At 51.1% G+C, this 25,007-nt stretch carries 18 protein-coding genes; 3 read left to right on the plus strand and 15 right to left on the minus strand.

Annotated features, from left to right (window positions below; genetic code table 11):
* On the minus strand, window positions 1-1,950 hold the full coding sequence (locus tag ACFWUL_RS05290) for an Eco57I restriction-modification methylase domain-containing protein (protein WP_416178013.1): 1,950 nt from the start codon (window positions 1,948-1,950) through the stop codon (window positions 1-3).
* Window positions 1,951-2,166: 216 nt separating this feature from the next.
* Here ACFWUL_RS05290 and ACFWUL_RS05295 point away from each other — a divergent pair, with 216 nt between their 5' ends.
* Window positions 2,167-3,396, plus strand: a complete 1,230-nt coding sequence (locus ACFWUL_RS05295; RefSeq protein ID WP_416177577.1) for an IS30 family transposase — start codon at window positions 2,167-2,169, stop codon at window positions 3,394-3,396.
* A gap of 692 nt (window positions 3,397-4,088) precedes the next feature.
* Here the strand turns inward: ACFWUL_RS05295 and ACFWUL_RS05300 are convergent.
* Genes ACFWUL_RS05300 through ACFWUL_RS05310 form a run of 3 tightly spaced genes read right to left on the minus strand, consistent with a single transcriptional unit; the run spans window position 4,089 to window position 5,415 of the window.
* Window positions 4,089-4,310 (minus strand): hypothetical protein, encoded by a 222-nt coding sequence (locus ACFWUL_RS05300; RefSeq protein WP_416178014.1) that lies wholly within the window; start codon window positions 4,308-4,310, stop codon window positions 4,089-4,091.
* A complete protein-coding gene (locus tag ACFWUL_RS05305) occupies window positions 4,310-4,903 on the minus strand; it encodes a hypothetical protein (protein ID WP_416178015.1) in 594 nt (197 codons plus the stop codon). The genes ACFWUL_RS05300 and ACFWUL_RS05305 overlap by 1 nt, the downstream gene beginning before the upstream one ends.
* Entirely contained in the window at window positions 4,900-5,415 is a 516-nt protein-coding gene (locus tag ACFWUL_RS05310; RefSeq protein WP_416178016.1) for a hypothetical protein, read from the minus strand. The genes ACFWUL_RS05305 and ACFWUL_RS05310 overlap by 4 nt, the downstream gene beginning before the upstream one ends.
* 450 nt (window positions 5,416-5,865) lie before the next feature.
* Between ACFWUL_RS05310 and ACFWUL_RS05315 the strand changes: the two genes are divergently transcribed.
* Both ACFWUL_RS05315 and ACFWUL_RS05320 read left to right on the plus strand, forming a co-directional pair.
* On the plus strand, window positions 5,866-6,933 hold the full coding sequence (locus tag ACFWUL_RS05315; protein ID WP_416178017.1) for an IS630 family transposase: 1,068 nt from the start codon (window positions 5,866-5,868) through the stop codon (window positions 6,931-6,933).
* A gap of 621 nt (window positions 6,934-7,554) precedes the next feature.
* Complete coding sequence (locus ACFWUL_RS05320) at window positions 7,555-8,859, plus strand: IS110 family transposase (protein WP_416178018.1); 1,305 nt, start codon at window positions 7,555-7,557, stop codon at window positions 8,857-8,859.
* A 561-nt stretch (window positions 8,860-9,420) separates the two neighbouring features.
* Here the strand turns inward: ACFWUL_RS05320 and ACFWUL_RS05325 are convergent.
* From ACFWUL_RS05325 to metK, 11 genes are all read right to left on the minus strand, one after another.
* Window positions 9,421-10,140, minus strand: a complete 720-nt coding sequence (locus ACFWUL_RS05325; protein ID WP_416178019.1) for a hypothetical protein — start codon at window positions 10,138-10,140, stop codon at window positions 9,421-9,423.
* Window positions 10,141-11,169: 1,029 nt separating this feature from the next.
* The gene (gene rpe, locus ACFWUL_RS05330; protein ID WP_416178020.1) at window positions 11,170-11,811 is read right to left on the minus strand and encodes a ribulose-phosphate 3-epimerase; all 642 of its coding nucleotides are present in this window, start codon (window positions 11,809-11,811) and stop codon (window positions 11,170-11,172) included.
* Between the two features lie 2 nt (window positions 11,812-11,813).
* Complete coding sequence (rsgA, locus tag ACFWUL_RS05335) at window positions 11,814-12,683, minus strand: ribosome small subunit-dependent GTPase A (RefSeq protein ID WP_416178021.1); 870 nt, start codon at window positions 12,681-12,683, stop codon at window positions 11,814-11,816.
* Window positions 12,684-12,686: 3 nt separating this feature from the next.
* Window positions 12,687-14,546 carry a Stk1 family PASTA domain-containing Ser/Thr kinase gene (gene pknB / locus ACFWUL_RS05340; protein ID WP_416178022.1) on the minus strand — a complete coding sequence of 620 codons (1,860 nt, stop codon included), beginning with the start codon at window positions 14,544-14,546 and terminating at the stop codon, window positions 12,687-12,689.
* A 12-nt stretch (window positions 14,547-14,558) separates the two neighbouring features.
* Complete coding sequence (locus ACFWUL_RS05345; RefSeq protein ID WP_416178023.1) at window positions 14,559-15,293, minus strand: Stp1/IreP family PP2C-type Ser/Thr phosphatase; 735 nt, start codon at window positions 15,291-15,293, stop codon at window positions 14,559-14,561.
* A gap of 1,322 nt (window positions 15,294-16,615) precedes the next feature.
* On the minus strand, window positions 16,616-17,650 hold the full coding sequence (gene rlmN / locus ACFWUL_RS05350; RefSeq protein WP_416178024.1) for a 23S rRNA (adenine(2503)-C(2))-methyltransferase RlmN: 1,035 nt from the start codon (window positions 17,648-17,650) through the stop codon (window positions 16,616-16,618).
* 2 nt (window positions 17,651-17,652) lie between these two features.
* Entirely contained in the window at window positions 17,653-19,002 is a 1,350-nt protein-coding gene (gene rsmB, locus ACFWUL_RS05355; RefSeq protein ID WP_416178025.1) for a 16S rRNA (cytosine(967)-C(5))-methyltransferase RsmB, read from the minus strand.
* Window positions 18,983-19,927, minus strand: a complete 945-nt coding sequence (gene fmt, locus ACFWUL_RS05360; protein ID WP_416178026.1) for a methionyl-tRNA formyltransferase — start codon at window positions 19,925-19,927, stop codon at window positions 18,983-18,985. Before fmt ends, rsmB begins: the two co-directional genes overlap by 20 nt.
* A complete protein-coding gene (def, locus tag ACFWUL_RS05365; protein WP_416178027.1) occupies window positions 19,917-20,384 on the minus strand; it encodes a peptide deformylase in 468 nt (155 codons plus the stop codon). The genes fmt and def overlap by 11 nt, the downstream gene beginning before the upstream one ends.
* Window positions 20,385-21,063: 679 nt before the next feature.
* A complete protein-coding gene (gene priA, locus ACFWUL_RS05370) occupies window positions 21,064-23,439 on the minus strand; it encodes a replication restart helicase PriA (RefSeq protein ID WP_416178028.1) in 2,376 nt (791 codons plus the stop codon).
* 348 nt (window positions 23,440-23,787) lie between these two features.
* Window positions 23,788-24,972 carry a methionine adenosyltransferase gene (gene metK, locus ACFWUL_RS05375; protein ID WP_416178029.1) on the minus strand — a complete coding sequence of 395 codons (1,185 nt, stop codon included), beginning with the start codon at window positions 24,970-24,972 and terminating at the stop codon, window positions 23,788-23,790.
* Window positions 24,973-25,007 lie beyond the last annotated feature (35 nt).

Consider the following 25,007-nt stretch of genomic DNA (forward strand, 5'->3'; position numbering starts at 1 on the left):
TTATTTCATCTCCTTTACATGGGATTCAATAAAGGAAACCTCTTCCTTTGACAGGCCATACTTCTTATAAAGCTGCCGGTCAATATCATGAATAGACTGGGTCCAGTCGATATCGGAATGTTCTGTGAAATCCTGGAGAGGGACATACTTCCAAACTGCTTTTGGATTATGCTGTGTAATCTTCTTTACCGCAAGCATGGTACGAGCAAATTTAGTCTTTATATACTTTAATGCGTTTAATGCTTGTTGTTCACTAGCAAACGGTCCAATACTTATAAACGTGTCTGTTGCGCCAACAGAGGGTGCAGCAACAACTGGTGAACTAAGTACTTCACCTAACGTACCGGATCCATTGGCTTCAGGTAACATAACTTTCCATGAATATACATATTCATTATCCAGTAAATAATCTTTATTTAAAAACCTATATACTCGTTTTGATTGAACTCTCCCGAGAATACAAACGTACTTTTTAGGACTCTCAACTTCTTCTTTTTCAAGAAATGCTTCAGGGATTTGAGTAATCGCATTAGAGACAACCATATTCCCTGACCCTTTTCCAAGTCGATCGGTAGCATATGGATGGTCTTCAAAAAACTTATTCGAAAATCTATACGTACCACGAGAAGAGACTAATTCATCAAGATATTCTTTTGCTTGAGAGCTTACTTTACGAGTAATGTGATTCAATTCCTCATAAGATGTAAATACGCCTATCGGTCCAATAATTTTGGTATTGTCATGATACGATATGGCGACGCCCCCTTTAATATCAGTATTGGTAAAAATTTTATTACTTTTTTGCTCATACATAAGAATTTTAAAGTGCTCATCATTAAGCATCTTCTCATTCCATGGTTTGGGAGTCTGCCCCGCATTAAAAAGAAATCTAGCTGGATGAATTAACTCCACTTTTTTAGCGACCTGAAATGCTTCATCCATAAATTTATGGTACAACGGGTTTGCACGGTCCCCCTTGTTTTGGACATCTTCCTGATAAGGGGGATTACCAATAATATAGTCGAATTTCATTCCTGTCAGCCTTCCTTTAATATTTTCATACACAATGCTCTTCTTTTCATTTCGCCAGTCCATAATCCGACAGAACGATGGTTTTAATGTTGTTTTCGGTAATCCACCATTCAATGGTTGGAACAGGTCCATTTCCACCGGCACATCGGCTTCATAGGGCAGCTGGTTGGTGATGCCATCCATCTGCCACAGGTTCCAGGAGACTTTATTCCCCAGTTTCTTTAAAAGTCCCGGTGAGAGCTCTTCCTGCCACCGTTCTTCATACCATTCCAGAAACGTCATGACCATGTTGATCCGTGCGATGAGAAGGTTATCCCCCTGGAATTCGTAGCCATAGGTCGCCTCCACTGCCCTGAGGGCCCAGTGGAGCCAGTCTTCCTTTGTTTCCGTATAATGGTCCAGTACCCGGAATTTCCTGTCCAGAATGCCCTGCCGTTCCATAACCGGCACCACGTCCCCCGTCACCGCATCGTAGCGCTCCATGAGAAAGGGCCCTTCGCCGCAGGTAATTTCCAGACGCTTGCTGTCCACGTACCGCTTCCATTTTTTCTTTTCAAAGAGACGGTCCATATCCTTGAACCCATCGTCCGGCATAGAGGCAAGTCCAAACCAGTCCGCATCGATGGCATCGATCATCCGGTTACAGATCCACCGGGGCGTGAAAACTTCCGCATGCTGCCTCGTTCTCTCCGACTGCTGCTCGAAGTCCTTCCGCGCTCGGGTCCGGATGACGCCGAGGTTGTCTCCCAGTATGAGACCCCGTGAGATTTCACGGTCCGCCCGGTAAGCCTCCCCCCGGTCCTCATAGGCATTGGTGCCCCAAAGAATCCGCCCGCCGCCGGTCTTATCCACCAGAAGCTCCGGCAAAAGGCCCATCCGATCCAGCCGGATCAGGTCATCCTGTATATTGATGAGCATAGAACGCCCCCTTTCTTATTGATTTCAGTCATTTGTTTTATTATAACTTATAAACCATAAAACCGCAGGCAAAATGCCACGGAAATTAGTGACAGATAGCACTGAGCAATTTCGCAAAGTAAGTTCCAGCTCTGAAGGTCATTCTGGAATTTACTTTGAGAACTGACATTTGGTAGAATTTAACTTGAGAAATACTCGTGGAATATGAGGTTAACTATGAGCAACATTGTCAATTCTACAAGGAAGAACAAACATCTCACCTTTGATGACCGACTCACCATCGAAGCGATGCTCAAATCCCAATCTACTTTCTCCGAGATTGCACGTACTATTGGAAAGGATGCCAGCACAATATCTAAGGAAGTACGTAAACATCGGGAATTGGCTGCAAACAACTGGACTCGCCGCGATGACAGTGGCCGTGTCTTAAACGACGAATGTCCCAAACTCACCCATTCGCCTTATGTCTGCAATGGCTGTAAGCAAAAGCCATACTGTCATCTTAAACGTCTGGTCTATAGAGCCAAATCTGCCCAAAAAGATTATGAGGCCCTCAGGTCAGAATCCAGAACCGGTATTGCACTTAATAAAGCCAGTTTCTGGGATACTGACAGGAAGCTCCGGGAAGGGATAAAGAAAGGGCAGCATATTTACCACATTATGCAGACCGAGGAAATTCAGGCGTCGCAGGCTACTGTTTACCGCTATATCAAGAAAGGATACTGCTCTTTCAGCCCGATCGAACTTCCCCGTATGGTCAAATTCAGATCCCGCAAGCCCCGTCAGCTTGAATATGTGCCGTATGGAGCAAAGAAAGGCCGCGCATATGAAGATTTCCAGCAGCATATCGCTGCAAATCATATTACGCACTGGGTTGAGATGGACACTGTAATTGGACGTGTCGGAGGCAAGGTACTGCTTACAATGCTCTTTACCAACAGCAATTTCATGTTTGGCAGGCTGCTGCCCAACAAGACGGCCCAGGCTGTAACGGAGCAGTTTCAAACCCTCCGTCAGAAATTCACCGATGCCGGCATTCCCTTTGCCAGTTGTTTCTCTCTTATCCTTACAGATAACGGGGGAGAATTCGCCAATATAGATGGCATCGAGATGAATGCGGCCGGAACGAGGGAAACACGCCTCTTTTATTGCGATCCTATGCGCTCCAGCCAAAAGCCCCGCGTGGAGAAGAATCACACACTCCTCCGTGACATCCTGCCGAAAGGAGCCAACTTCGACAATCTGACGCAGGAAAAAGTAGATATAATCTTTTCCCACATAAATTCAACCAAAAGGGCAGTCTTTAATGGCAAAACCGCCTACGAAATGTTTACCCACATCTATGGTACGGAGGCTGCCCACATTTTAGGAATCTGCAAAGTTCCTGCTGAAAACGTTGTGCAGACGACAAAGCTGCTCCAGATACTTGGAGTTGTAGCATTCTAATCCATTTCCGGACTGGCCAGCTGACCGCCTGTTCTCCAATGCTTGTCAAGACATGTCTTTCGTCTTGACAAGCATTGGAGAACAGGCGAAAATCAGCAGCCCCGGAATGGATATTGTCAACTGCTTGCTTTTACCAGCAACAAATTCAACAGCATCTTCTTGTTTTAGAGCCAGGAGTATTTCTCAAAGCAACTTCATGTCAACCGGAATTTACTTTGAAAAATAACAATTCAAAGTTTCTTTTAGCATGCGCTGAAACAGTCTTATTGCTCTAAAATTCACAATTAACAACGAAAATTAAGGCGATTTTTACAATTTCCCAAACTAACTTCTAGCAAATTTCTCGAACTTATCGCCAGTTTCAGGCGACCGGAAGTTACTTTGAGAATTTACGACAGATAGCACTGCAGACTGAATTTTTTAACCTCTCCCATCTATGGGGAGGTGGCGAGAGCAGCGAGACGGAGGGGGCTCTCGCTGAAGGTGCTCCCACTGTTTTCCTGTCAATACCTCAGTCGCTTCGCGACCACCCCTCCACCACTTCGTGGTCCCCCTCCCCTCTAAAGAGGGGAGGTTGGGGTGCTTTTGCGGCTTCGCCGCTGGATATATAAATCAGCGGCGCTATATAATTTGTGCGCCACGCCTTCCCCTCAGCCACCTCAGTCACCTTAGCCACCTCAGCCACCATCTTCTCATTCCATTTCACTCACGAGCTCCATCAGCTTTTCTTTAAACTCCCCATCACAGCTCTCCGCCTCCAACTTCAGCCGGGCGGGGAGCTTCTTTTCATTGGAAAGGACCACGTACACCGTCCGGTCCTTCCAGGTGAAGCAGTACTGCCGCCGGAGGTCGTCGAAGTCGGAGATAGTGACCTCGATGCCCAGGGCTTTGGCTTTTTCTATCAGTTTATCCATTAGAAGTCCTTCCCCATCTGCTGGAGTTTCAGCCGCTTATCTTCCGGTTTCCAGTAGTTGTTGAAGTCTGCATATTTCAGTGGAAGAGATTTCTTCAGGTTTTCTATGACATCCTTATTGACTCGAATGTCGCAGTTGATCTGGAGATTTGTATTGTAGGTGATGATGATTTCCTTTGCCTGCGCCAGTTTCGCCGCAAGGTCCGCGGAAATGGGGAAATACCGGCTTTGGGAAGCATAGTGCATATTGTGGCCCATATCTCCCCGGGTGGTAATAGCGGAACTGCCTGCGTAGTAATGCTTGCTGTCGAAGGGAATGGCAGTGAGGCGGTAGCTTTCCCCGTCAACGGTGATGGTCAGGAAATGGAGCAGCTTTGTCTGGTCGTACCGGCTCGCCACCCGAAGCCAGTATTCATTGCTGCCGTCGGCATTGGCATAATTCACAAATGTGGTTTCCCATTTCCCGTCCAGAACATCATAAACATCGTAGGAAACAGCGGTATCACTTTCCGGTTCTGCATAGAAGCGATAGGCAAAGGATGTAGGCATAGCAAGCAGCGTAGCCATGCCAAGAGCAAGTAAGAATTTTTTCATACAGATACCCCTTTTCTCATAACATTCTTCGATCTCACAGTTTTTACGACGAACCTGGTATCCATCAGGTCGATTTCAACAAATTCTGGTCTCTTCATCAGTCCCATACATGTAACGGGACCGCTCCACATTTTCATTCCATTCGGAGCGGTACGGGGCGTCCCGCAGAGGTTTGTCAGAAATCCAAGCTCTTCCTCATAATCTTTATCCACCGTACCCCGGGTCCTGAATATAGGAATAGTAATCATAATGAGCCGATTGTTTTGGAAAGAGCACACCGTAGAATACATACCCCGCAGCCCCAGTTCTCCGTAGGCATCCGGGATGGTGACCATATACATGTCGATACCCTGGCTCCCATACTTAAAGAAGGTGGTACGGTACCTTTGCTTGACCTGGGTAATGGGTATCCCCCAGTACATTCCCCCAAATCCGCTGGGCTCATGCTGGTAAGCATCAACCATGGATAAAGGTAGAAACAGAAGTAATAAAGTCAGGACAACTTTCTTCATACAGATCCTCTCCCCTGTGAATGAACAATGAATTCCTGCACATGAAGTCAAAAGGACTTCCTCTTAACTCTATTGTAGCTTTAGGGAAGTCATTTCCTGTCATCGAGTCCCATGAAATTTGCGATACTCCTGCCATACATGGGACCGCCATTGATTTCATTATACCCTATGGACAAGCTTCTGGGGCCTGTATGCCATATTGGCAAAGCGAGATTGAAATCGAGGTCGAAATCGAGCGGAATGGGGCCGAAGGTCCTGGGAGTCTGGATCTGGATTCAGGTCTAGACCTTTTGCGGCTTCGCCGCGGATGACCTGTGGCTGAGTGTACGTGTGAACGGGCAGGGGCTTCTAGTGTCTAATTTCATAAATAATAGATTGTATTGCTGGCTATAGTAAATAATGGTATACTTATTCTAGATAAATGCAAATTGCAGGGGGAGGAATAACGTTATGCCAAAAGTTGCTAAGCAAATACACTGCTCCGAAAGCGAACGCATAGAACTGCATAAAATCGTAAACTCTCAAAAAGCAGAGCATCGTATTGTAAGACGTGCAAAAATGGTTCTTCTATGTCTTGATGGAATGCAAATCAAGGATATCGCAGCTAAGTTGGGGGAACGCCCCAATACCGTTAGCCTTTGGCGGAATCGTTTTGCTGAACAGGGCATTCCTGGACTACAGGATAAGAAAAGGCGGGGCCGTACTTCTCAATATGGACCGGAATTCCGCAAAATGGTGTTAAATAAGCTGAAGGAAGCGCCTCCAGACGGTCTAGCACACTGGGATGGTCCTACACTGGCAAGAGTTCTGAATGTCTCAAAGGCTGCCATTTGGCGACTTATGAGAAAGGAAGGAATACAGCTGGCAAGGCAGCGTTCCTGGTGTGTCAGTACTGATCCGGAGTTTACTAAAAAGTCTGCTGATATCGTGGGACTTTACTTGGACCCGCCAGAGAATGCTGTCGTAATCAGCGTTGATGAGAAACCATCGATACAGGCCTTAAGTAGAGCCCAAAGATATGTACTTACTCATAACAAGAAAATTGTGCGCGGGTTGAAAAGCACATACCGGAGAAATGGAACAATAAATTTATTCGGTGCACTGGAGGTAGCTACCGGACAAATTTATGGAAAGACAACAAAGAGAAAAACCAGAGAGGACTTTGAAGAATTTTTAGATGACTTATTGAAAAGTGAGCCGGGTGGAGACAAAGTGCAATATCATATTATTGTCGATAATTACTGCACGCACAAGCGCTTAAACGACTGGCTGGAAAAGCATCCTAATGTCCATTTTCATTACACACCAACGTCAGCAAGCTGGCTGAATGAAGTGGAAATCTGGTTTAACATTATGTCGCGAAAAGTGCTCCGAGGGGCAAGCTTTGACTCTGTTTCGGATCTTGTGTCAGCGATTAAAAAGTTTATTGCTGCCTACAATGAGCATGCAGAACCGTTCCGCTGGAAAAAGCGTGAGGTCAAGGGTTCACAACTTAGAGATACAATCGGAAACTTATGAAATTAGACACTAGCTGCTAGCTGTTAGCGGCTAGGAAAGATGGTTCGCCTGCGGCGCTTCCTACCGAATCCCTCACCCCGGTGGGGAGCATTCCGGTAGAAATGCGGCAGAGCAGCTGTCCGTTAGCCTCCTTCCTTTGGAAGGAGGTGGCTGCGAAGCAGACGGAGGTTAGCTGATGGGCGCGTCGCAGGCTGATTGTTTGCGGCGTCAGCCGCTTATGGTTAGTCTCCCTTTCCCAAAGGGAGATGTCTGCGCAGCAGACAGAGGGATTCTGATAGGTCTACGGCGAAGCCGCGGGATCTCAAATCCGCCTTTTTCCCGTCATAGTCATTCACCAGAAAGATCTACTACAATGGAGTTTGGTTAGGAGATGTCCAGCTAGCAGCTCTTAACTGCCTTGTTGTTGAAGCTGTACAATAGAGATGCAATGGATGGACCGGGAAGATCTGGAACATCACCGTTCGCTCGAGAGCCCGTCTTCCGGCATCCTGGTACAGCGTCCGTTTTAAGCAGGCGGATCTGGTCATCTTATGACCAAGTTCATGTACCTTAGTAGATAGGATAGGCATCAGGGAATTGCTGGAGTCTGTACATTGTTCTTTTGTAGTAAAGAGGCGCATTATGATGGGATTATCTAAATGTAATGAAACTGTGAAAGTGTCTGTAGGTATCGATGTTTCAAAAGGACATAGCACGGTTTCTTTTTTTCGTGCAGGAGACAAGTCTCCGTCGAAGCCATTTACGATTGATCATGACTTACTGGGCCTCAGGTTTTTGGAGAGAAAGCTTGACCAGTATAAGGCTAATGGTACATTGAGAATCTACATGGAATGTACCGGTCGATACCACCTCGGCCTTGCGAGTAGTCTTCAGAAGGACGGATATACCGTGTATACGGTGAATCCGAAGCTTCTTGCAGACTTTCATGACGATTCTCTTCGTAAACCGAAGACAGACTCGATAGATGCGCAGAAAATTGCAAGCTATGGAATTCAATACTGGAATAAGGAGAGGAGGCCCTTTAGTCAGATGGATTCTAAAAGGGAATGCCTCAAAGAATGTGAGCGGCAGTACAAACTATATACTGATGAATGTGTGACATTTACCAATAATCTGCTGTCCCTTACCGATCTCACCTGCCCAGGAGTGAACAAGCTGTTCTCAAGCAACCCCAATCAGAATGAACACTTGAAATGGGTAGATTTTGTGAATACCTGGTGGCATGTTGACTGCATCAGAAAAATGTCTATGAATGCATTTTCTAACCGGTATTGCAAATGGTGTCAGAAGCATGGTTATGAATTCAGTGAAGATAAAGCTGAAGACATCATGAACTGGGCAAAAAAGGCACTGGCTGCTATGCCTAAGAGCATGAATATAAAGAAAACTATACAGATAGCCGTCAATGCAATAAACGAACTTCTTGAGACTATCCAAGATACCAAGGAGCATATGAACCAGCTGGCATCTCAGCTCCCGGAATATCCGGCAGTCATGAAGATGGACGGTGTTGGTGAGGTAACAGGGCCCATCATTATGGGAGAATTGGGAGATGTCACCAGATTCACCAAGCGCAGCCAGATAACTGCGTTCGCCGGTGTTGACCCCAAAAAGCATGAATCAGGTGACGACAAGCCGAAAAGCTCTCGAGCCACAAAAATCGGGTCACCGGAACTTCGGCGGGCATTATACCTTATCATGACATCAAAGCTGGCCAGAAAACCTCAAGGAGACCGGGTATATGACTTTATAGTGAAAAAGCGCAGTGAAGGTAAGAAATATCTTGTTTATATGACAGCTGGTGCGAATAAATTTCTGAGGATCTATTACGGTACAGTACGTGATTATATGCAAAATAAACAGAATTCATCGTTTATTCAGGATAAGACGTCAGCAGGTCAGATGAATGTATCCAAAACTGCGTAAAAAGTCATATAGCACAGATTGGGTGAATCATATAGTCTAAATCAGGTCAGGGCAGTTTTCCATGCTTTTATCTGATTTAGTCTCACATGGCCCCATGTAGTCCAAGATGGCGTAAGAGCCAGTTTAGCGGCATTAGGCTGAATTACTGTAGAAATTAATATAAGCTAAATTATTCCCACCTGAAATGGTGGGCTTTTGGCGTGTAGCAAACAGAGCCAAAAAAAAATTACAAAAAAGGCTTGACTTTATGTTAGCAGGCTCTCGACTCTTCGTAGCTGTAGCAATTCTTACGGATAGAGTCATTCAGCATGCTACCACCGCTCGAGATGACGTATTAGGAGTAGTGTCAATTGGAATGGCAACGTAGTTGCAAATGCCCTCGACCTCGGTTTCGACCTCGATCTCACCTACGCCGCCACCTTTGCGGCGTACGCCGCGGAGCGATTCAGCTCAAGGCTCAAGGCTGAAGGCTCAATGCCCCCATACGTTCACATGCCCTTCAGCCACACAAGCGCCGCAGGCGGACCACCTAGATCTAGACCTAGACCTAGATCTTCCCCACTATTCTTTCCGATAGTACTCCGCCTCATACCCGTCTGCCCTCATCACCAGCCCCGGCATCCAGTCCGGCATCCCGGCCATGGTCTCCGTAATTTCATAAATCGGTGTGTCCTCTGGGCACTCAATGATCAGTTCATCATGGACGTGGCCGCAGATATATCTCCCCTGCAGGTTCTTCATGGCGTGGCAGAGGATATCCCGGGATACAGCCTGGATAATGTTTTCCACGAATTTAGGGCCATAGGACTCGATACGTTCCCACTTTTTTGTAGCTCCCACGCCCATGTAGGTAATGACTTTGTACCCTTTCTCCCCCATTTTCATGGCAGCTCCCACGTAGGCAAGTCTCCGGCCCGAGGGAAGTTCGATGAAGAGGATGCCCTTCTGCATGAAGATGGTGAGGGTCCCTACTCTCATGATGCGGTGGTTTTCTATGGCCTCTTTCACTGCCCGGTCTACTTTCCACCAGTAGTCCACGATGTGGGGGTTCGTGGTCCGCCAGGAGGTGACCAGGGGCTTCAGTTCTTCTTCCGTAAGTCCCATGTCCAGGGCTCCCATGGCTTTCAGGGCTCCTTCTCCGCCGCCGTAGCCCAGGGCGAGTTCTGCAATCTTTCCTTTCTGCCGGAGGTCGCCGTGGATGCCGTGCTTTACAACGGGCACGTGGAACATAGCGCTGGCAGAGGCGGCGTAGATATCGCCGTCCTTGGCGAAAACTTCCATCCGCCACCGTTACATATGACCTTTAAAAGGGCATACCCAAAATTGAACAGAAATAACCTACCTTTCCACCCACGCAAAAAGCAGAAAAGCATCCGGAAGGGCACCAGGTAAATGCAACCGGTGAATCAGGCGTCCGCGCTTTGGCAGTCTGCACCGGATTTGTGCTCTCGAAGAAACCGGTATCGGTCATCACCCATACCTATTCGGAGCTCTCCGCTCAGTGTTGCTCGGAACTGTCGTCAAGGGAGGAAAGTCCTGCGACTGCGCTTCCATTCTGCTTTTCTGTTCTGATTTTTTCTCGCTTTTTCTTTCCGTCATTTTCCGTCCGGACGGATTCTTTGGGAAGGGAGAGGCTCCTGAAAGGGAAATTTCCCAGCTCCTCCGGTCCTCCCCGCTCCCTTCGGTACCATGGATGGAAGGAAACATTGAGAAAACCTTCGGAACATCTCATGAGGTCTTTCATTCACCCCTCTGATACTAATATCGTAAAAAGTTGTCTTCAGTCACCTCTCCTTTTTCAAAAAATTGTTGGTGTAACTGCCCAACAGTAAGTGACCGATGGAGAATGGAGATTGAGCCCGAGGTCGAGGGGAATAGCGTCTCTGAGGCTGCAGATCTAGACCGCAGCGGCTTTGCCGCGGACCGTTTGGCCTAAAAGGAAGGCGCTTTTATGGGCAGGATAAGCGCCTTTTATATTTTTGGGCCAAACTTGGAAGTCCTATGCAGAACTTCCATCTCCAAGGGCCTGCATGCTGGGGTTATCCGCATTTTATCAGATTACCCTTCCGGTAATCCCTCCTGCGGCGGAACCTCTGCTCCACCTTATGCCCCATTCGTAGGATCGGGCAAAATCTCCAAAATACAAAAAGGCGGCGCTTCCCATCTGTGCGCCGCTACCACCCCTTCAGTCACCTCAGTCACCTTAGCCACTCTCCAACCACAGGCTGATGCACTCGATCTCGATGTCGACCTCAATCTTGGGTCCCTGCCATTATGGGCACACTAAAAAAGCGGCTTTCGCCGCTTTTTTTATACCCGTAATGCTTTTATGGCTGCTGTCCGGTCTTCTTTTCCAAAGACCGAAGAGCCTGCTACGAGGATGGAGGCGCCCGCTTTTTTGAGGAGCGGCGCATTGTCCTTATTGACTCCCCCATCCACTTCGATGGGAATGTCTTTTCCCAGTTTCCCGATGGATGCGGAAAGCCGTGCAATTTTATCAAGGCTGTAGGGAATGAATTTCTGTCCACCGAAGCCGGGGTTTACAGACATGATAAGGACGAAGTCGATGATGGGCAGGATCTCTTCGATGGCAGAAAGGGAGGTGCCCGGGTTCAGGGCGATGCCGGCCTTCATGCCCCGGTCCTGGATGTTGTGAATCATGCGGTCCACATGGGGCACCGCTTCCACGTGGAAGGATACCATGTGGGTGTGGCAGGCTTCAAGGCCATCCAGGTAGGCTTCGGGGTGGTAGGTCATGAGGTGCACATCGAAGGGCAGGGATGTGCATTTCCTTAAGGACGAAATCACCGGGACCCCGAAGGAGAGGTTCGGCACAAAGTGGCCGTCCATGACGTCCAGGTGGACATAGTCGGCGCCACCCAGTTCGATGTCCATCAGTTCCGATGAAAGTTTTGAGAAATCAGAAGCCAGTAATGACGGTGCGATTTTCATAGTTACCTCCTGAAGTCCCCGGACTTCAATTCTTCCAAAATCTGTTTGTACGATTCGTAGCGGCCCTGCTGGATCTTTCCCTCTTCCACAGCCCTGCGGACAGCGCAGTTCGGTTCCCTGTCATGGATGCAGTTGTTGAAACGGCATTGGCCAAGGAAGGGGCGGAAATCTTTGAACAGGTACGACAGATTGGAGGGATCCATATCGGTGAGTTCCAGGTATGTATAGCCCGGCGTATCCATGACGAAGTATCCCTTTTCACAGAGCACCAGCTCCGCATGGCGGGTGGTGGTTTTGCCCCTCCCGGTCTGCCGGCTCACTTCGCCGGAGAGGAAATGGGACCGACCGAGAATCCGGTTCAGGAGGCTGGACTTTCCTGCCCCCGAGGGACCGGAAAAGGAGACCACCGGACCTTTCAGGGACTCTTCCAGAAGGGAAATGCCTTCGTCCTTCACCAGGGATGTGGCAAAGGCCTGGTACCCCGCTTTCCGGTAGTAAGCGGCGGCTTCCGCTGCTTCTGCTTCCGCCAGGTCCGCCTTGCTGATCACCACCACCAGTTCGATGTCTGCCGCTTCGGCGAGAACCACCATTTTATCCAGGAGGAACCGGTTGAAATCGGGGGTCCGGATGGCGGAGACCAGCACCAGCTGGTCGATGTTTGCCGATGGCGGACGGTGGAGGGAGTTTTTCCGTGGATACACATGGGTAATGACAGCTTCGCTGCCTTTCCCCATTTCGAATTCCACGTCGTCCCCCACGAGGATATTGGTTTTCCGTTTCAGGGCGCCCCGGGAACGGCACAGGGACAGGGAGCCCCCTTCCCTGTAAATGGTGAAGTAGCCGTTCTGGTTTTTCAGGATTTTTCCCTTCATCGGTCAGAGCTCCCGGTCCTGGACGACAGAGCCGTCGATGACCACCTGTACGTGGACATTGCCGGTGCCGGAGACATCCTTGCTCACCGTGGTACCCGGCGCTGCTTTGGCGCTGTAGGCGGTGTGTTTGCCGGTATCATCGGTGACGTAGATTTCCACCTGCCTGGAGCTGCCGCCTTTCGGAATGGAGATATTCACAGTGCCCGTCTTCGTCTGGGCTTTCTTCTTGCCGCTGATGGTGAGGTTCACCACATCGGAGGAAGTGGATTCTCCGCCTGCCGGATCCTGGGCGGTGACTACGGCGCTGGTATCATCGGCGGAGGTACCGTCGGTGGAATTGATGGTGCCCACGGAAAGCTTCTTCGAAAGGAGTGTATTCCGGGCGTCGGAGAGGGACATGCCGATGACGTTCGGTACACTGGTCTTCTGTTTCATATTGATGACGATATTCACCCTTGTGCCCTTGGTGGCTTTGGAACCGGAGTCCGGGCTCTGGGAGATAATCACATTCGATGGTTTATCGGGATCGTTCCCGTTTTCCACGGCGCCCAATGTGAGGCCCAGCTTGTCCAGCCGTTCCTTGGCCTGTTCCAGGGTGAGGCCCTTCAGGTCAGGAATGAGCATGGCAGAGCCCCCCTTACTGACAGTGAGGTGGATAATCCGCCTTGCCTTTACGTTCGTTCCGGCGGCAGGGGTCTGGGAAATGACCTGGCCCGCCGGCACGTCGTCGCTGGCGATTTCATCCACCGATACCTTCAGGTCCAGTTTCTTCAGGGTCGTTTCCGCCACTTCCACCGGCTTCCCTACTACGTTCGGCACGGTGATGTTCTCGGAGCTCCAGAAATTGCCGAAGCTGAAGAAGGCCCAGGCAAAGCAGAGGATGAAAAGGATGGCCATGCCGATCCAGATGTACTTCTGGGGCAGGTTCGTGATGAAATTGGTGAATCTGCTTTCCTTCTTTGCCTTATGGCGGCGCACTTCCTTCTGGGGAATGGGCCGGGTCATGGCGGTGAAGTCATGGGACGCAGGCTTGTAGATGGTGGTGGTAAAGCCCTGGGCGATTTTCAGTTCCGAAATGAAGTCGGAAACGCTGTCGTACCGTTTGTCCGGATCCTTCTGCATGGCGGTGAGAAGGCATTCTTCCAGCATGGGAGAAATGGCGGGATTGTACTTCGTGGGCCGGGGAATGTCTCCCTGCATATGCTGCAGGGCAATGGACACTGCCGTTTCCCCTTCGAAGGGAAGGTGATGGGTCAGCATTTCATAGAGCACGATGCCCAGGGAGTAAATATCCGTTTTCTCCGTAATCTTATCCCCTGCCGCCTGTTCCGGTGACAGGTAATGCACGGAGCCGAGGATGGATTCCTTATCAATGACGGTGGAAGAATTGATGGCCCGGGCAATACCGAAGTCCGTGACCTTCACCTTTCCCGTCTTTGTGAGAAGCACGTTGTGGGGCTTGATATCGCAGTGAATGATGCCGTTGGCATGGGCATCTTCCAGGGCGTAGCCGATTTCTATGGCAATCCGTACAGCCGTATCGATGGGAATATGAGGATGGCTGTCGATGTACTGCTTCAGGGTCTCCCCTTCCACATACTCCATGACGATGTAATGGATATCCCCGTCGCAGCCTACGTCGTAAATGCCCACGATATTCGGGTGGGACAGCTTACCGGCGGACTGGGCCTCATGGCGGAACCGTACAATGAAATCATTGTCCTCTGCAAAGCTGCTGTGCAGGATTTTAACGGCCACAATCCTGTCAAGCAGGATATCCTTAGCCTTATACACATCAGCCATGCCGCCTGAACCGATTTTTTCCATCAGTTCATAACGTTCATCTAGAATTTTACCTGGCATATTTCACTCCACTCAGTTCCAAAATTGAATCAAAATCAGCGATGCGTTATCCCGGGCTCCGGCGTCATAGACCTTCTCCATGATGGAGGACGCCAGTGCCTTCAGGTCATCCTTTGTTTTCCGGGGATTACCAGAAATCAGGCGGGCCAGGTCTTCATCTTCCACCATTCCCGACACGCCGTCGGAGCAGATGAGGATCAGTGTCCCGTCGGAAAGGGAGAAAGAGCCTGTGTCCACTTTCATATTTTCGTCGATGCCCACGGCCCGGGTGATTTCATTTTTCCGGGGATGCCGGCGCATTTCTTCTTTCGTAAGCTTCCCTTCCGTCACCAGTTCCATGACAAAGGAATGGTCCGTGGTTACCTGGGTGAGCTCCCCTGCTTCATAGCGGTAGAGGCGGCTGTCCCCCACATGGGCCCAGAAGAGATGATTTCCCTTTACAGCGGCTCCTACCATGGTGGTGCCCATGGACTGGAGAGCCGGGGAATCTCTCTTCTCCGCCAGGATAGCCCGGTTTGCCGCACAGAAGGCTTCCTTCAGCCCCTCTTCGGAAAAGGCTTTTTCCGAAGGTAGGGATGAGAAATAGCGGGCCCCACTTTCCACAGCCAGGGAACTTGCAATCTGTCCCCCATCGTAACCACCCATGCCGTCAGCCAGGAGGTAGAGCCCATCCACCTTCATGCTGATGGCATCTTCATTGGCCCTGCGCACAAGGCCTTTTTCCGAATCTCCGTAAGTCAGTATCATATAAGTCTTTCCATAAAAGAAACAACTCCATGCTCCGCAGTCGGTACGGAGTATGATAAACCTTAACTTATCCCAATAATTTTATACTATCATCAACGGGGTGGATAGTCAATTTTAGCACCCTGTAAATGAGGATTTTTCTGTTTAAAGTGGGGAAAGACTTATAGGAAATGGGGAATTTTTGTTGGATAGCCCCAAAATGGTGGGAAATGGGTGTAAAAAGTGGCAGAGGGATAACGCCTGCGGCGAAAAGAGAGAGTTGAGATTTGAGAGTTGAGAGTTGAGGTTAAGCCTGCGGCGCTTCCGTCAGCTAACCCCACCCCGTTGGGGAGCTCCGGCCGGGCGATAAAAGGAAGGCTCTTTAATGTGCAGTATAAGAGCCAACTTGTGCCCGGCCGTCGGTGGCTGCGAAGCAGACGGAGGTTAGCTGATGGATGCGCCGCAGGCGAATGACTCGCTTCCCCCTTCGGGGGAAGTCCCGCGAAGCGGGGATGGGGGTGCATTTGCGGCGCCAGCCGCTGTACTTTAACTCTCAACTCTGCCTTTGCAACACCGTCATAGTCATTTACCAGGGAGATTTCTCGACTCATCGTAGCTGTAGCGATTTTTAAAGGTAGAGTCCCCCGGCATGCTAACACCGCTCGAAATGACGAGTTAAGGGAAGTGTCAGATGGTACAGTGAAGCCGCTAATGGATAGCCTCCTTCCTCGGAAAGGAGGTGGCTGCGAAGCAGACGGAGGTTAGCTGATGGGTGCGCCGCAGTCGGATTTTTTGCGGCGCTAGCCGCAAATGAGTAGTCCCCCTTTCTCAAAGGCAGCAGTCCTGCAGAGGACTGCTGAGCCAGGCCCATATTGATCGGCCAGCCGCCAAAAGGAAAGCGCTTTGATGTGCAGTAAAAGCGCCAACTTGCGGCTGGCTTGCAGGTCCTATGCAGGACCTGCACACCTTTACTGCACACTAAGGCGCCTTCCTTATGTGGCCTGGCCAGAGGATGTCTGCGCAGCAGACAGAGGGATTCTGGTGGGGTTGCGGCGAAGCCGCGGGACCGGGGCTCTCAACTCTCTTTCCTCAACTCTTTCTTTTCCCCTGTCATAGTCATTTACCAGAGAGATCTCGGGGCTCTATCTCACATCCTATTTTTATGTATTACATCATTACGACGCTTACCACCGGAGGAAGCGTCTCACGGGATTCTCAGTCGCCTGCGGCTCCCTGCGAATCCAGTTCCCTTGCCACCGCTCGAGATGACGTTAGAGGGGAAGGGTCAGATGGTGCGGCAAGGTCTTCGGCCTTCTCTCCTCGATCTCAATTCGACCTCGATCTCAATTTCCCTCCAGATACCTTCTCTTCAGCTGGCCGCAGGCGGCCTGGATTTCGTCGCCCATCTGGCGGCGGACGGTGACGCTTTTTCCGTGTTTTTCGAGGACCGATACGAAGGCCCGGATTTCTTTCATATCCGGCGGGTACAGTTTGATATGTTCCGTGCCGTTGATAGGGATGAGGTTGAAGTGGCAGTTCATTTTCCCCGTAAGCCGGCACAGTTCTTCCGCATTTTCTACGGAAGCGTTCACGTCTTTGATGAGGATGTATTCGAAGGTCACCCGGCGTCCCGTGGTTTTGAAGTAGTACCGGGAAGCCCGGACCACGTCTTCAATCTTGAAATTTTTACTGATGGGAAGGATCTGATTGCGGATGGTATCGTTCGGGGCGTGAAGGGAAATGGCCAGGGTAATGGGCAGGTGCTCATCGGCAAGGCGGTAAATCTGTGGAACGATGCCGCAGGTGGAGAGGGTAATATTCCGGAGACTGATGTTTAAAAGACCGGGATCCCCTGCCAGGCGGATGAAGCGGAGCACCTCTTCATAGTTCGTGAGGGGTTCTCCGGAACCCATGAGGACGATGGAATGGATGGGGGCATCCAGCTTTTCTTTGAAGGCGTAGACCTGGGCCAGCATTTCCCCGGCGGTCAGATTCCGCTCCAGGCCATGCCTTGTGGAGGCGCAGAAAATACAGCCCATGGCGCAGCCCACCTGGGTGGAGACGCAGATGGAATTGCCATAGACATGGTGCATGCATACGGTCTCGATGAGGGAACCGTCGGAAAGTTTCAGGAGGATCTTTGTGGTATCTCCGTCGTTGGAGGCGATGGAATGCATGATTTCCGGCTTTTCCAGTACCGCTTCGGCATTGAGGAAGTCCCGCATGGCCGCCGGAAACTGTTTCATTTCCTGAAAATCGTAGACGTGGCGGCGGTACAGGTAATCCTGCAGCTGTTTGGCCCGGAATTTGGGAAATCCCTTGGACACCATCCATTTTTCCATTTCAGGGAGGCTGTGGCCCCAGACGTTAAAAGGCATAGTTACTCCTTTACCAGTTTTGCAATAAAGAAACCATCGCTTCCCGTTTCATCGGGCCAGATGGTGATCATTCCGTTTTCCGATTTCCCAAGGCCCGGAATTTCGAAATCCAGGGCATGGAAATCGGCATGCTTTTTGAGAAAGGCAGAGACCCTTTCCTCATTTTCTTCCCGGTTTAACGTGCAGGTGCTGTAAACCAGAATGCCCCCCTGCTTCACATAGGAAGCGGCGGCGTCCAGCAGTTTTTCCTGGAGCGGTGGAAATTCGGCGAGTCCCTCCTCTTCCCGGCGCCAACGGATTTCCGGCTTATGAGAGAGCACCCCGAGACCCGAACAGGGAGCGTCAAGAAGGACCTTATCATAGGTTCCTGCCAGTGCGGGGAATGGTTTCGAAGAATCCCGGGCGCCTGCATGGATGATGGTGATACCCAGTTTCTTCGCATTGTTTTTAATGAGGTTGATTTTATGGGGATACAGGTCCCAGGCATCGATGGAGCCGGTATTCTTCATGAGCTCAGCCAGCTGGGTGGTTTTGCTGCCCGGGGCGGCGCACATGTCCAGCACCTTTTCCCCCGCCTTCGGCGCGAGGACGTCGGGAGGAATCATGGAAGACAGGGACTGGGCATAGCCATAGCCTTCATCCAGGAGTTTCCAGATGGCATGGGCACCTTTGGTGATGCGGAAGGCCTCTTCTTTCCAGGGAATAGGCTCTGCCTCAATCCCCTCTTTTTCCAGAAGGGCCATAAAGGAGGCCCTGTCCGTTTTGAGGGTATTCATGCGTACCGTAAGACTGGGCACCTGGCTCATGGCTTCCAGCACTTTTGCTGCCTTTTCTTCGCCCCATTCCTTTTCCCAACGGGCCACGAGCCATTCCGGCTCATTCCATTTCAGGGAATCGTAGAGCAGGGGATTTTCTTCCCGGGGAAACAGGTGGATTTCCTCCTTCCGCCGCGTATAGCTGCGAAGGATGGCATTCACGAATCCCGCATTTCCCATATGGGTCACTTTCTTTGCAATCTTTACGGATTCATTCACCGCTGCGGATTCCGGAATCCTGGTGAGGTACATAAGCTGGTAAAGTCCCAGGCACAGGAGGATCCGCACCGAGGAATGGAGCTTTTTCACCGGCCGGCTGCTCAGGCGGGAAATGACCCAGAGGAGAACATTATACCGCCTGAGAACTCCATAGACCAGTTCTGTGAATAAGTGGGTCTCCGCCTCCGTAAGGGTATAGGTCTTCAGGGCCTGCTGCATGGTGAGATTGCCATAGGCCCCTTTTTCCAAGATGTCGTAGAGGGCCTGGTACGCCAGCCGCCGGGCGGAGGGAGCCGGTTTATTCGCCGAATGTTTCATTCGCTTTCACCTGATATCCGTTGATAAAATCGGAGGCTGCCATTTTCCGGTGGTTTTCGGGCTGCAGCTCGGAAATAGCGATGGTCCCCTTTCCGCAGGCCACGTGGATGGAGCCGCCAGCGGTAGAAATGACGGTCCCTGCGGGGAGGCCGGAGTCCTTCTCTTCCATGGAGGCCCGGTGAATCTTTACCCGCTTCCCCCGATAGAAGGTATAGGTGCCGGGATTGGGATACATGCCCCGGATAAGGCAGTCCAGGGTGGCCGCATCCTTTGTCCAGTCGATATGGCCCATATCCTTTGTCACTTTTTCTGCGTAGGTGGCCTTCGTATGGTCCTGGGGAATGGAATGGGCCAGCTTTTCCGGCAGGTCATCCAGGACGGAAATCAGTTCCTCTGCGCCAAGAGCGCCCAAAGCGTCGAACAGTTCCCCCGCCGTCATGTGGGAAGGAATGTCCATTTCCCGGACAGAAACGATATTTCCCGTATCCATGCCTTCGTCCAGCTGCATAATGGTGACGCCGGTCTTCTTCTTTCCATCAATAATGGCCCGCTGGATGGGCGCAGCCCCCCGGTATTCCGGAAGCAGGGAGGCATGGACGTTGATGGCGCCGTAGGTGGGGATGTCCAGTACCGCCTTCGGCAGGATTTTGCCATAGGCAATGACGATGATGAGGTCCGGAGCCAGGTCCCGGATCTTCTGCTGCTCCTCTTCCGATTTCAGGGTGGTGGGCTGGAACACGGGGATATCATTGGCCAGGCCGAAGGATTTCACCGGGGAGAAATTGATTTTCTTTCCCCTGCCGTTGATCCGGTCCGGCTGGGTATAAAGGGCGATCGGCATATAGCCATGGGCTTTGAGAGCTTCCAGGGCAGGGAGGGCAAAGTCCGGGGTGCCCATGAAAAGGATGCGGTAGTTATTCTTCATTTTTCGGTCCTTTGTGCAGGGAAATCGCTTTTTCAATAAAGAGGATACCATTCAGGTGGTCCGTTTCATGCTGGATGCAGCGGGCCAGAAGGCCGGAGGCTTTCTTCGTCTTCTTCTTGCCCCGGATATCCTGGTAATGGATGATGACGTTGGAATACCGTTCCACTTCACCGAAATATTCCGGCACCGACAGGCAGCCTTCAGTGTCGATGTTCTTTTCCTCTCCGTCCGGCTTCCAAACGGGGTTGATATAGGCTTCAAATCCAGTCTCCCCATCATCGGCTACGAAAATCCTTTTGGAAATGGCAATCTGCGGAGCTGCCAGGCCTACGCCGTTTGCTTCGTAGAGGGTCTTCTTCATGTCGTTAACCAGAAATTTCAGTTTTTTATCAAATTCGGTGACCGGTTCAGCCTTCATGGTAAGAATCGGGTTTCCGGCGGTAATAATTTTACTCAAAATAGGATACCTTCTTTCTGAATAGTTTTTTTATATGTATTCCCAAGTCGGGCGGGGGCTTCTAGCTTCTAGCTTTTAGCTTTTAGGAAAGCTGGTCAGCCTGCGGCGCTGGTCAGGTACGGTTGGAGTCACTGGGAGCGGGGCCTTGAGCTTTTAGCCCTGAGCCTTGAGCAGCTTAGCCGCTTCGCGGCGGGAAATCATCGTAACAGTCTGTAAGCCCATGTGAGGTGTTCCCCCAACATGCAGCCCCTTAGAGATGGGCAAAGCCGCAGGATGGATCATCGGGTCATGAAGAACATCCACTGCTGCGCAGATCCCGCCTCTGCGAGGCGGATCCATCCCCCGGCCTTTGACCGTCCCCCTTCTCCAAGGGGGAACGCTCTGACGGATAGAGTGACTTTAGCCGAATAGCCGCTTTACAGCAGAAATTCATACTGCGGCGCCGTATTTTTTGTGTGCCGCACAACCCCTTCAGTCACCTGAGTCACCTCGCCGAAGGCGTTACCCCTCAGCCACTTCTATACTCCTGATTTCCTCGGTCTCGGCCTCGATCTCTTTATAATAGAGTGACTTTAGCCGAATAGCCGCTTCGCAACCACCGTTAAGCTATCTTAAATGGGGCGCTGTATTTTTGTGCGCCGCACCACCATTCCTCATTCCTAATTCCTGATTCCTCATTTCACAACGGATCTACATCTATAATTATATCATTTTCCTGGAATACAGATGCCGAGCGCATGGCATTTTTCAGGGTGGAAAGGCTGTCTCCCCTGATGAGGAGGGATACGTAGTACAGGTTCCGCACCCGTTTGATGGGTTCGCTGAAGGGGGGCGTGGTCCTCACTTTCTCGGGGAGCCGGGGAATGACGGCGGTGAGCCATTCGTAGATTCCCTGGGCCTGGCGGTTCGCTTTTTTCTCGTCTTCATTGAAGCAGGTGATTTTCATGAGCCTGGAGAACGGCGGAAACCGGAGGGCCTGGCGGTACCGGATTTCCTGGCGGTAGAAGCCATCGTAATCCTGCCTCGACGCCGCCTGGATTACATAGTGGGTGGGATTGTAGGTCTGCAGCACCACTTCTCCCTGCTCGTGGCTCCGCCCTGCCCTTCCGGCACACTGGGTGATGAGGTTGAATGTCTGTTCCGCCGCCAGGTAGGAGGGAATATTCAGGATGCTGTCCGCCGAAAGGATACCCACGGTCTGGACGCCGGGAATGTCGTGGCCCTTGGCCACCATCTGGGTGCCGAAGAGAATGTCAAATTTCCCTTCCCGGAAATCATCCAGAATTTCCCGGGCGCTGTTTTTTCTCCGGGTGCTGTCCAGATCGAACCGGCGGCACTTCGCTTCCGGCAGGTATTCCGCCAGTTCCTCCTCCACCCGTTCCGTGCCGGCGCCAAGGTAAAGGATCTTATGGCCGTGGCACTGCGGGCATTCCCTTGGCACAGGGTGCACGGTTTCGCAGTAATGGCATTTCAGCTGCCGGGTCTCTTTGTGGTACACCAGGGATACGTCACAGTTGGGGCATTTGAATACGTAGCCGCAGGAAGAGCACATGAGGGTAGTCGCAAAGCCTCTCCGGTTCAGGAGAAGTATGGCCTTATGGTGGTCCGCTACGGTCTTGTGAAGGAGGGTAATGAGAGGTCCTGAGAGAAGGCCATTGTTATCAATGGGCGGCGTTTCCCGAAGGTCGCAGACATGGATTTTCGGCAGCGGCGTATGGAATACCCGGTGATTCATGGTGATTTCCCGGATTTTCCCCTGCTCTGCGGCATAGTTGGTGGCAATGGAGGGAGTGGCCGCTCCTAAAACGATAGGACAATGGTAGAGGGTGGCCATCACCTTTGCCACGTCCCTCCCGTTATACCGGGGACTTTCCCCCTGCTTGTAGGAGGAATCGTATTCCTCGTCCACCACGATGAGTTTCAGGTTATGGAAGGGCATGAAGATAGCAGACCGGGAGCCGATGATGATGGGACTTTCCCCGTTATCGATGCGCATGCGGTTGTTATACCGCTCCCCCTTGCTGAGATTGCTGTGAATGAAGACCACTTTGTCCCCGAAAACGGAGGCAAAATAGGCGGTCATCTGGTTGGTGAGAGCGATTTCAGGCACCAGGATCAGGGCTGAGCCCCCCTCTTCCAGGGCATGCCGGGCAGCTTCCAGGTAAACTTCCGTTTTTCCGCTGCCTGTGACTCCCTTCAGGAGGAATCCTTCATAGGAACCTTTGTCTATGGATTCACAGATTTCCTTCACCGCCTTTTCCTGTTCGTCGGTGAGTTTCCGGTCCTTCCTTTTCCCCTCTTCATCGATGAGAGAAAAGGTCTTCTTTCTGCGGTAGGTCACGTGGCCATAGCCGTTAAGGCAGAAACTTTTCACAAGGGCCGGGCCAAAGCTGTTTTCCTTCAGCCTTTTGAGGGATGCCGGACTTCCCTCAAGGAAATCGGAGAGCGCAGCCTGCCTTTTGCTTTTCCGCCGCTCCTCTTCGGTGAGGGTCCTCTCCGGCACCAGCCAACGCTCCAGAGGTTCCTTGTGGGCGGCATCGAGGATTTCTTTCTTCCGGAGGAATCCCTGCTTCACGTAGAGAGAAAGGGAGTCCCCGAAAAGAAGGCGGCCGTCTTTCTCGTCCACCTGTTCCACAGATCGATCCACCAGGGCCGGAATGTCCTGATTTCCCGCTTCTTCGATCCGGTCCCACAGAATGTCATAGGAAATCATGGTTTTCATGGCTTTTTTGTCGATATAGAAGAGACGGAGGGCTTCTATAACGGTGCACATGTAATAGTTGGAAATCCAGAGGGCGGTCCGCATCATTTCTTCCGTGAACCAGGGAAAAGTGTCCACCAGGGATTCGATGGGAAGGATCTTGTAGTCCAGTTTCGAGGTATCTTCTTCCCGGACCGAAAGGATAATGCCCTCCTCCTTCCGGCGGGCAAAGGAAACGACGCAGCGCCATCCGGGGCCCGCTTCCTTCAGGGACTCCGGAATGCGGTAGGAAAATGTCCTGTTCAGATGTTTCGAGGGCCTGTTGATCAGGACCTCCGCAATGGTTTCCGTCATATGGTTCCCTCCAAAAAAATAATGGACAGCCAAAAGGGCTATCCATTATTTTACCATATATTGGGAAATGAGTGGGACAAGCAGGTGGAAGATGAAGGCTGCTGAAACAGGTGAAAAGTGGCTGAGGAGTAATGCCTGACGGCAAAGTGACTCAAGGGGAATGGCCTTCGGCCAAGGGGAAAGTGTGCCGCATCAATTCATGAAGCGGCACGAGTATGTATTATGCAGCGAAACTGCAAATTATATACTCTGCGGCGCCATATGAATTGTGCGCCGCACCATCCCCTCGCCCGAAGGGCGTTTCCCCTGAGCCACTTGAGCCACCTCAGCCACCTGAGCGCAGCTCTCTTACAGTCCTGCTTCCTTCTTCAGGATTTCCGCTTTATCCGTATGTTCCCAGGGCAGGTCGATGTCAGTTCTTCCGAAATGACCATAAGCAGCGGTCTGCTTGTAGATCGGACGGCGGAGGTTCAGCATATCGATGATGCCTGCCGGACGGAGTTCGAAGTTCTTCCGGATGAGGTCTACGATCTTTTCATCATCGATCTTGCCGGTGCCGAAGGTATCAACGAAAATGGAAACCGGTTCTGCTACGCCGATGGCATAGGCCAGTTCGATTTCGCATTTATCCGCAATGCCGGCAGCCACGATGTTCTTGGCTACATACCGGGCAGCATAGGCCGCGGAGCGGTCAACCTTCGTGGGATCCTTGCCGGAGAAGCATCCGCCGCCATGACGGGCCATGCCGCCGTAGGTGTCGACGATAATCTTACGGCCTGTAAGTCCTGCATCGCCCTGGGGTCCGCCGATAACGAAACGGCCGGTGGGGTTGATGAGGTACTTTGTGTTTTCATCCAGGAATTTTTCCGGAATGATTTTCTTGATGACCTTATTGATCATGTCCTGTTCGATCTGGTCATGGGTGACGTCAGGGTTGTGCTGGGCGGAAATAACGACGGTGTCCACGCGGGTAGGCTTGCCATCATCGTATTCCACGGTGACCTGTGTCTTTCCATCAGGACGGAGGTACGGTACTTCCCCATCTTTGCGGACTTCAGCGAGCCGGCGTGCCAGGCGGTGAGCCAGTGCAATCGGCATGGGCAGGTATTCCGGCGTTTCATTGGAAGCGTAGCCGAACATCATGCCCTGGTCGCCAGCGCCGATATCGTACTTGTCAGCCTTGTTTTCCTTGGCTTCCAGGGACTGGTTCACGCCCATGGCGATATCCGGAGACTGTTCATCGATGGCTACATTGATGCCGACGCTTTCCCCATCAAAACCATAACGGGCATCGGTGTAGCCGATATCATTGATGGTCTTACGGATGACCTGCGGAATCGGCACATAGGTGGTGGTGGTGATTTCACCAAATACATGGACCTGGCCGGTGGTGACGATGGTTTCGCAGGCTACACGGCCATTGGGATCCTGTTCCAGGATGGCATCGAGAATGGCATCGGAAATCTGGTCCGCAATCTTATCAGGATGTCCTTCGGTAACGGATTCGGAAGTAAATAAAACTTTTTTTGACATATAAAATCCTCCTCACTATTGGATATCTGGAATAG

The sequence above is a fragment of the Dialister sp. genome (genome assembly GCF_047832375.1).
Classification (GTDB): domain Bacteria; phylum Bacillota; class Negativicutes; order Veillonellales; family Dialisteraceae; genus Dialister.

Bases quoted from the DNA above. Each gene is read 5' to 3' on its own strand.
- ACFWUL_RS05290 (WP_416178013.1), bottom strand. From the start codon at position 1,950: ATGCTCATCAATATACAGGATGACCTGATCCGGCTGGATCGGATGGGC.
- ACFWUL_RS05295 (WP_416177577.1), top strand. From the start codon at position 2,167: ATGAGCAACATTGTCAATTCTACAAGGAAGAACAAACATCTCACCTTT.
- ACFWUL_RS05300 (WP_416178014.1), bottom strand. From the start codon at position 4,310: ATGGATAAACTGATAGAAAAAGCCAAAGCCCTGGGCATCGAGGTCACT.
- ACFWUL_RS05305 (WP_416178015.1), bottom strand. From the start codon at position 4,903: ATGAAAAAATTCTTACTTGCTCTTGGCATGGCTACGCTGCTTGCTATG.
- ACFWUL_RS05310 (WP_416178016.1), bottom strand. From the start codon at position 5,415: ATGAAGAAAGTTGTCCTGACTTTATTACTTCTGTTTCTACCTTTATCC.
- ACFWUL_RS05315 (WP_416178017.1), top strand. From the start codon at position 5,866: ATGCCAAAAGTTGCTAAGCAAATACACTGCTCCGAAAGCGAACGCATA.
- ACFWUL_RS05320 (WP_416178018.1), top strand. From the start codon at position 7,555: ATGATGGGATTATCTAAATGTAATGAAACTGTGAAAGTGTCTGTAGGT.
- ACFWUL_RS05325 (WP_416178019.1), bottom strand. From the start codon at position 10,140: ATGGAAGTTTTCGCCAAGGACGGCGATATCTACGCCGCCTCTGCCAGC.
- rpe (WP_416178020.1), bottom strand. From the start codon at position 11,811: ATGAAAATCGCACCGTCATTACTGGCTTCTGATTTCTCAAAACTTTCA.
- rsgA (WP_416178021.1), bottom strand. From the start codon at position 12,683: ATGAAGGGAAAAATCCTGAAAAACCAGAACGGCTACTTCACCATTTAC.
- pknB (WP_416178022.1), bottom strand. From the start codon at position 14,546: ATGCCAGGTAAAATTCTAGATGAACGTTATGAACTGATGGAAAAAATC.
- ACFWUL_RS05345 (WP_416178023.1), bottom strand. From the start codon at position 15,293: ATGATACTGACTTACGGAGATTCGGAAAAAGGCCTTGTGCGCAGGGCC.
- rlmN (WP_416178024.1), bottom strand. From the start codon at position 17,650: ATGCCTTTTAACGTCTGGGGCCACAGCCTCCCTGAAATGGAAAAATGG.
- rsmB (WP_416178025.1), bottom strand. From the start codon at position 19,002: ATGAAACATTCGGCGAATAAACCGGCTCCCTCCGCCCGGCGGCTGGCG.
- fmt (WP_416178026.1), bottom strand. From the start codon at position 19,927: ATGAAGAATAACTACCGCATCCTTTTCATGGGCACCCCGGACTTTGCC.
- priA (WP_416178028.1), bottom strand. From the start codon at position 23,439: ATGACGGAAACCATTGCGGAGGTCCTGATCAACAGGCCCTCGAAACAT.
- metK (WP_416178029.1), bottom strand. From the start codon at position 24,972: ATGTCAAAAAAAGTTTTATTTACTTCCGAATCCGTTACCGAAGGACAT.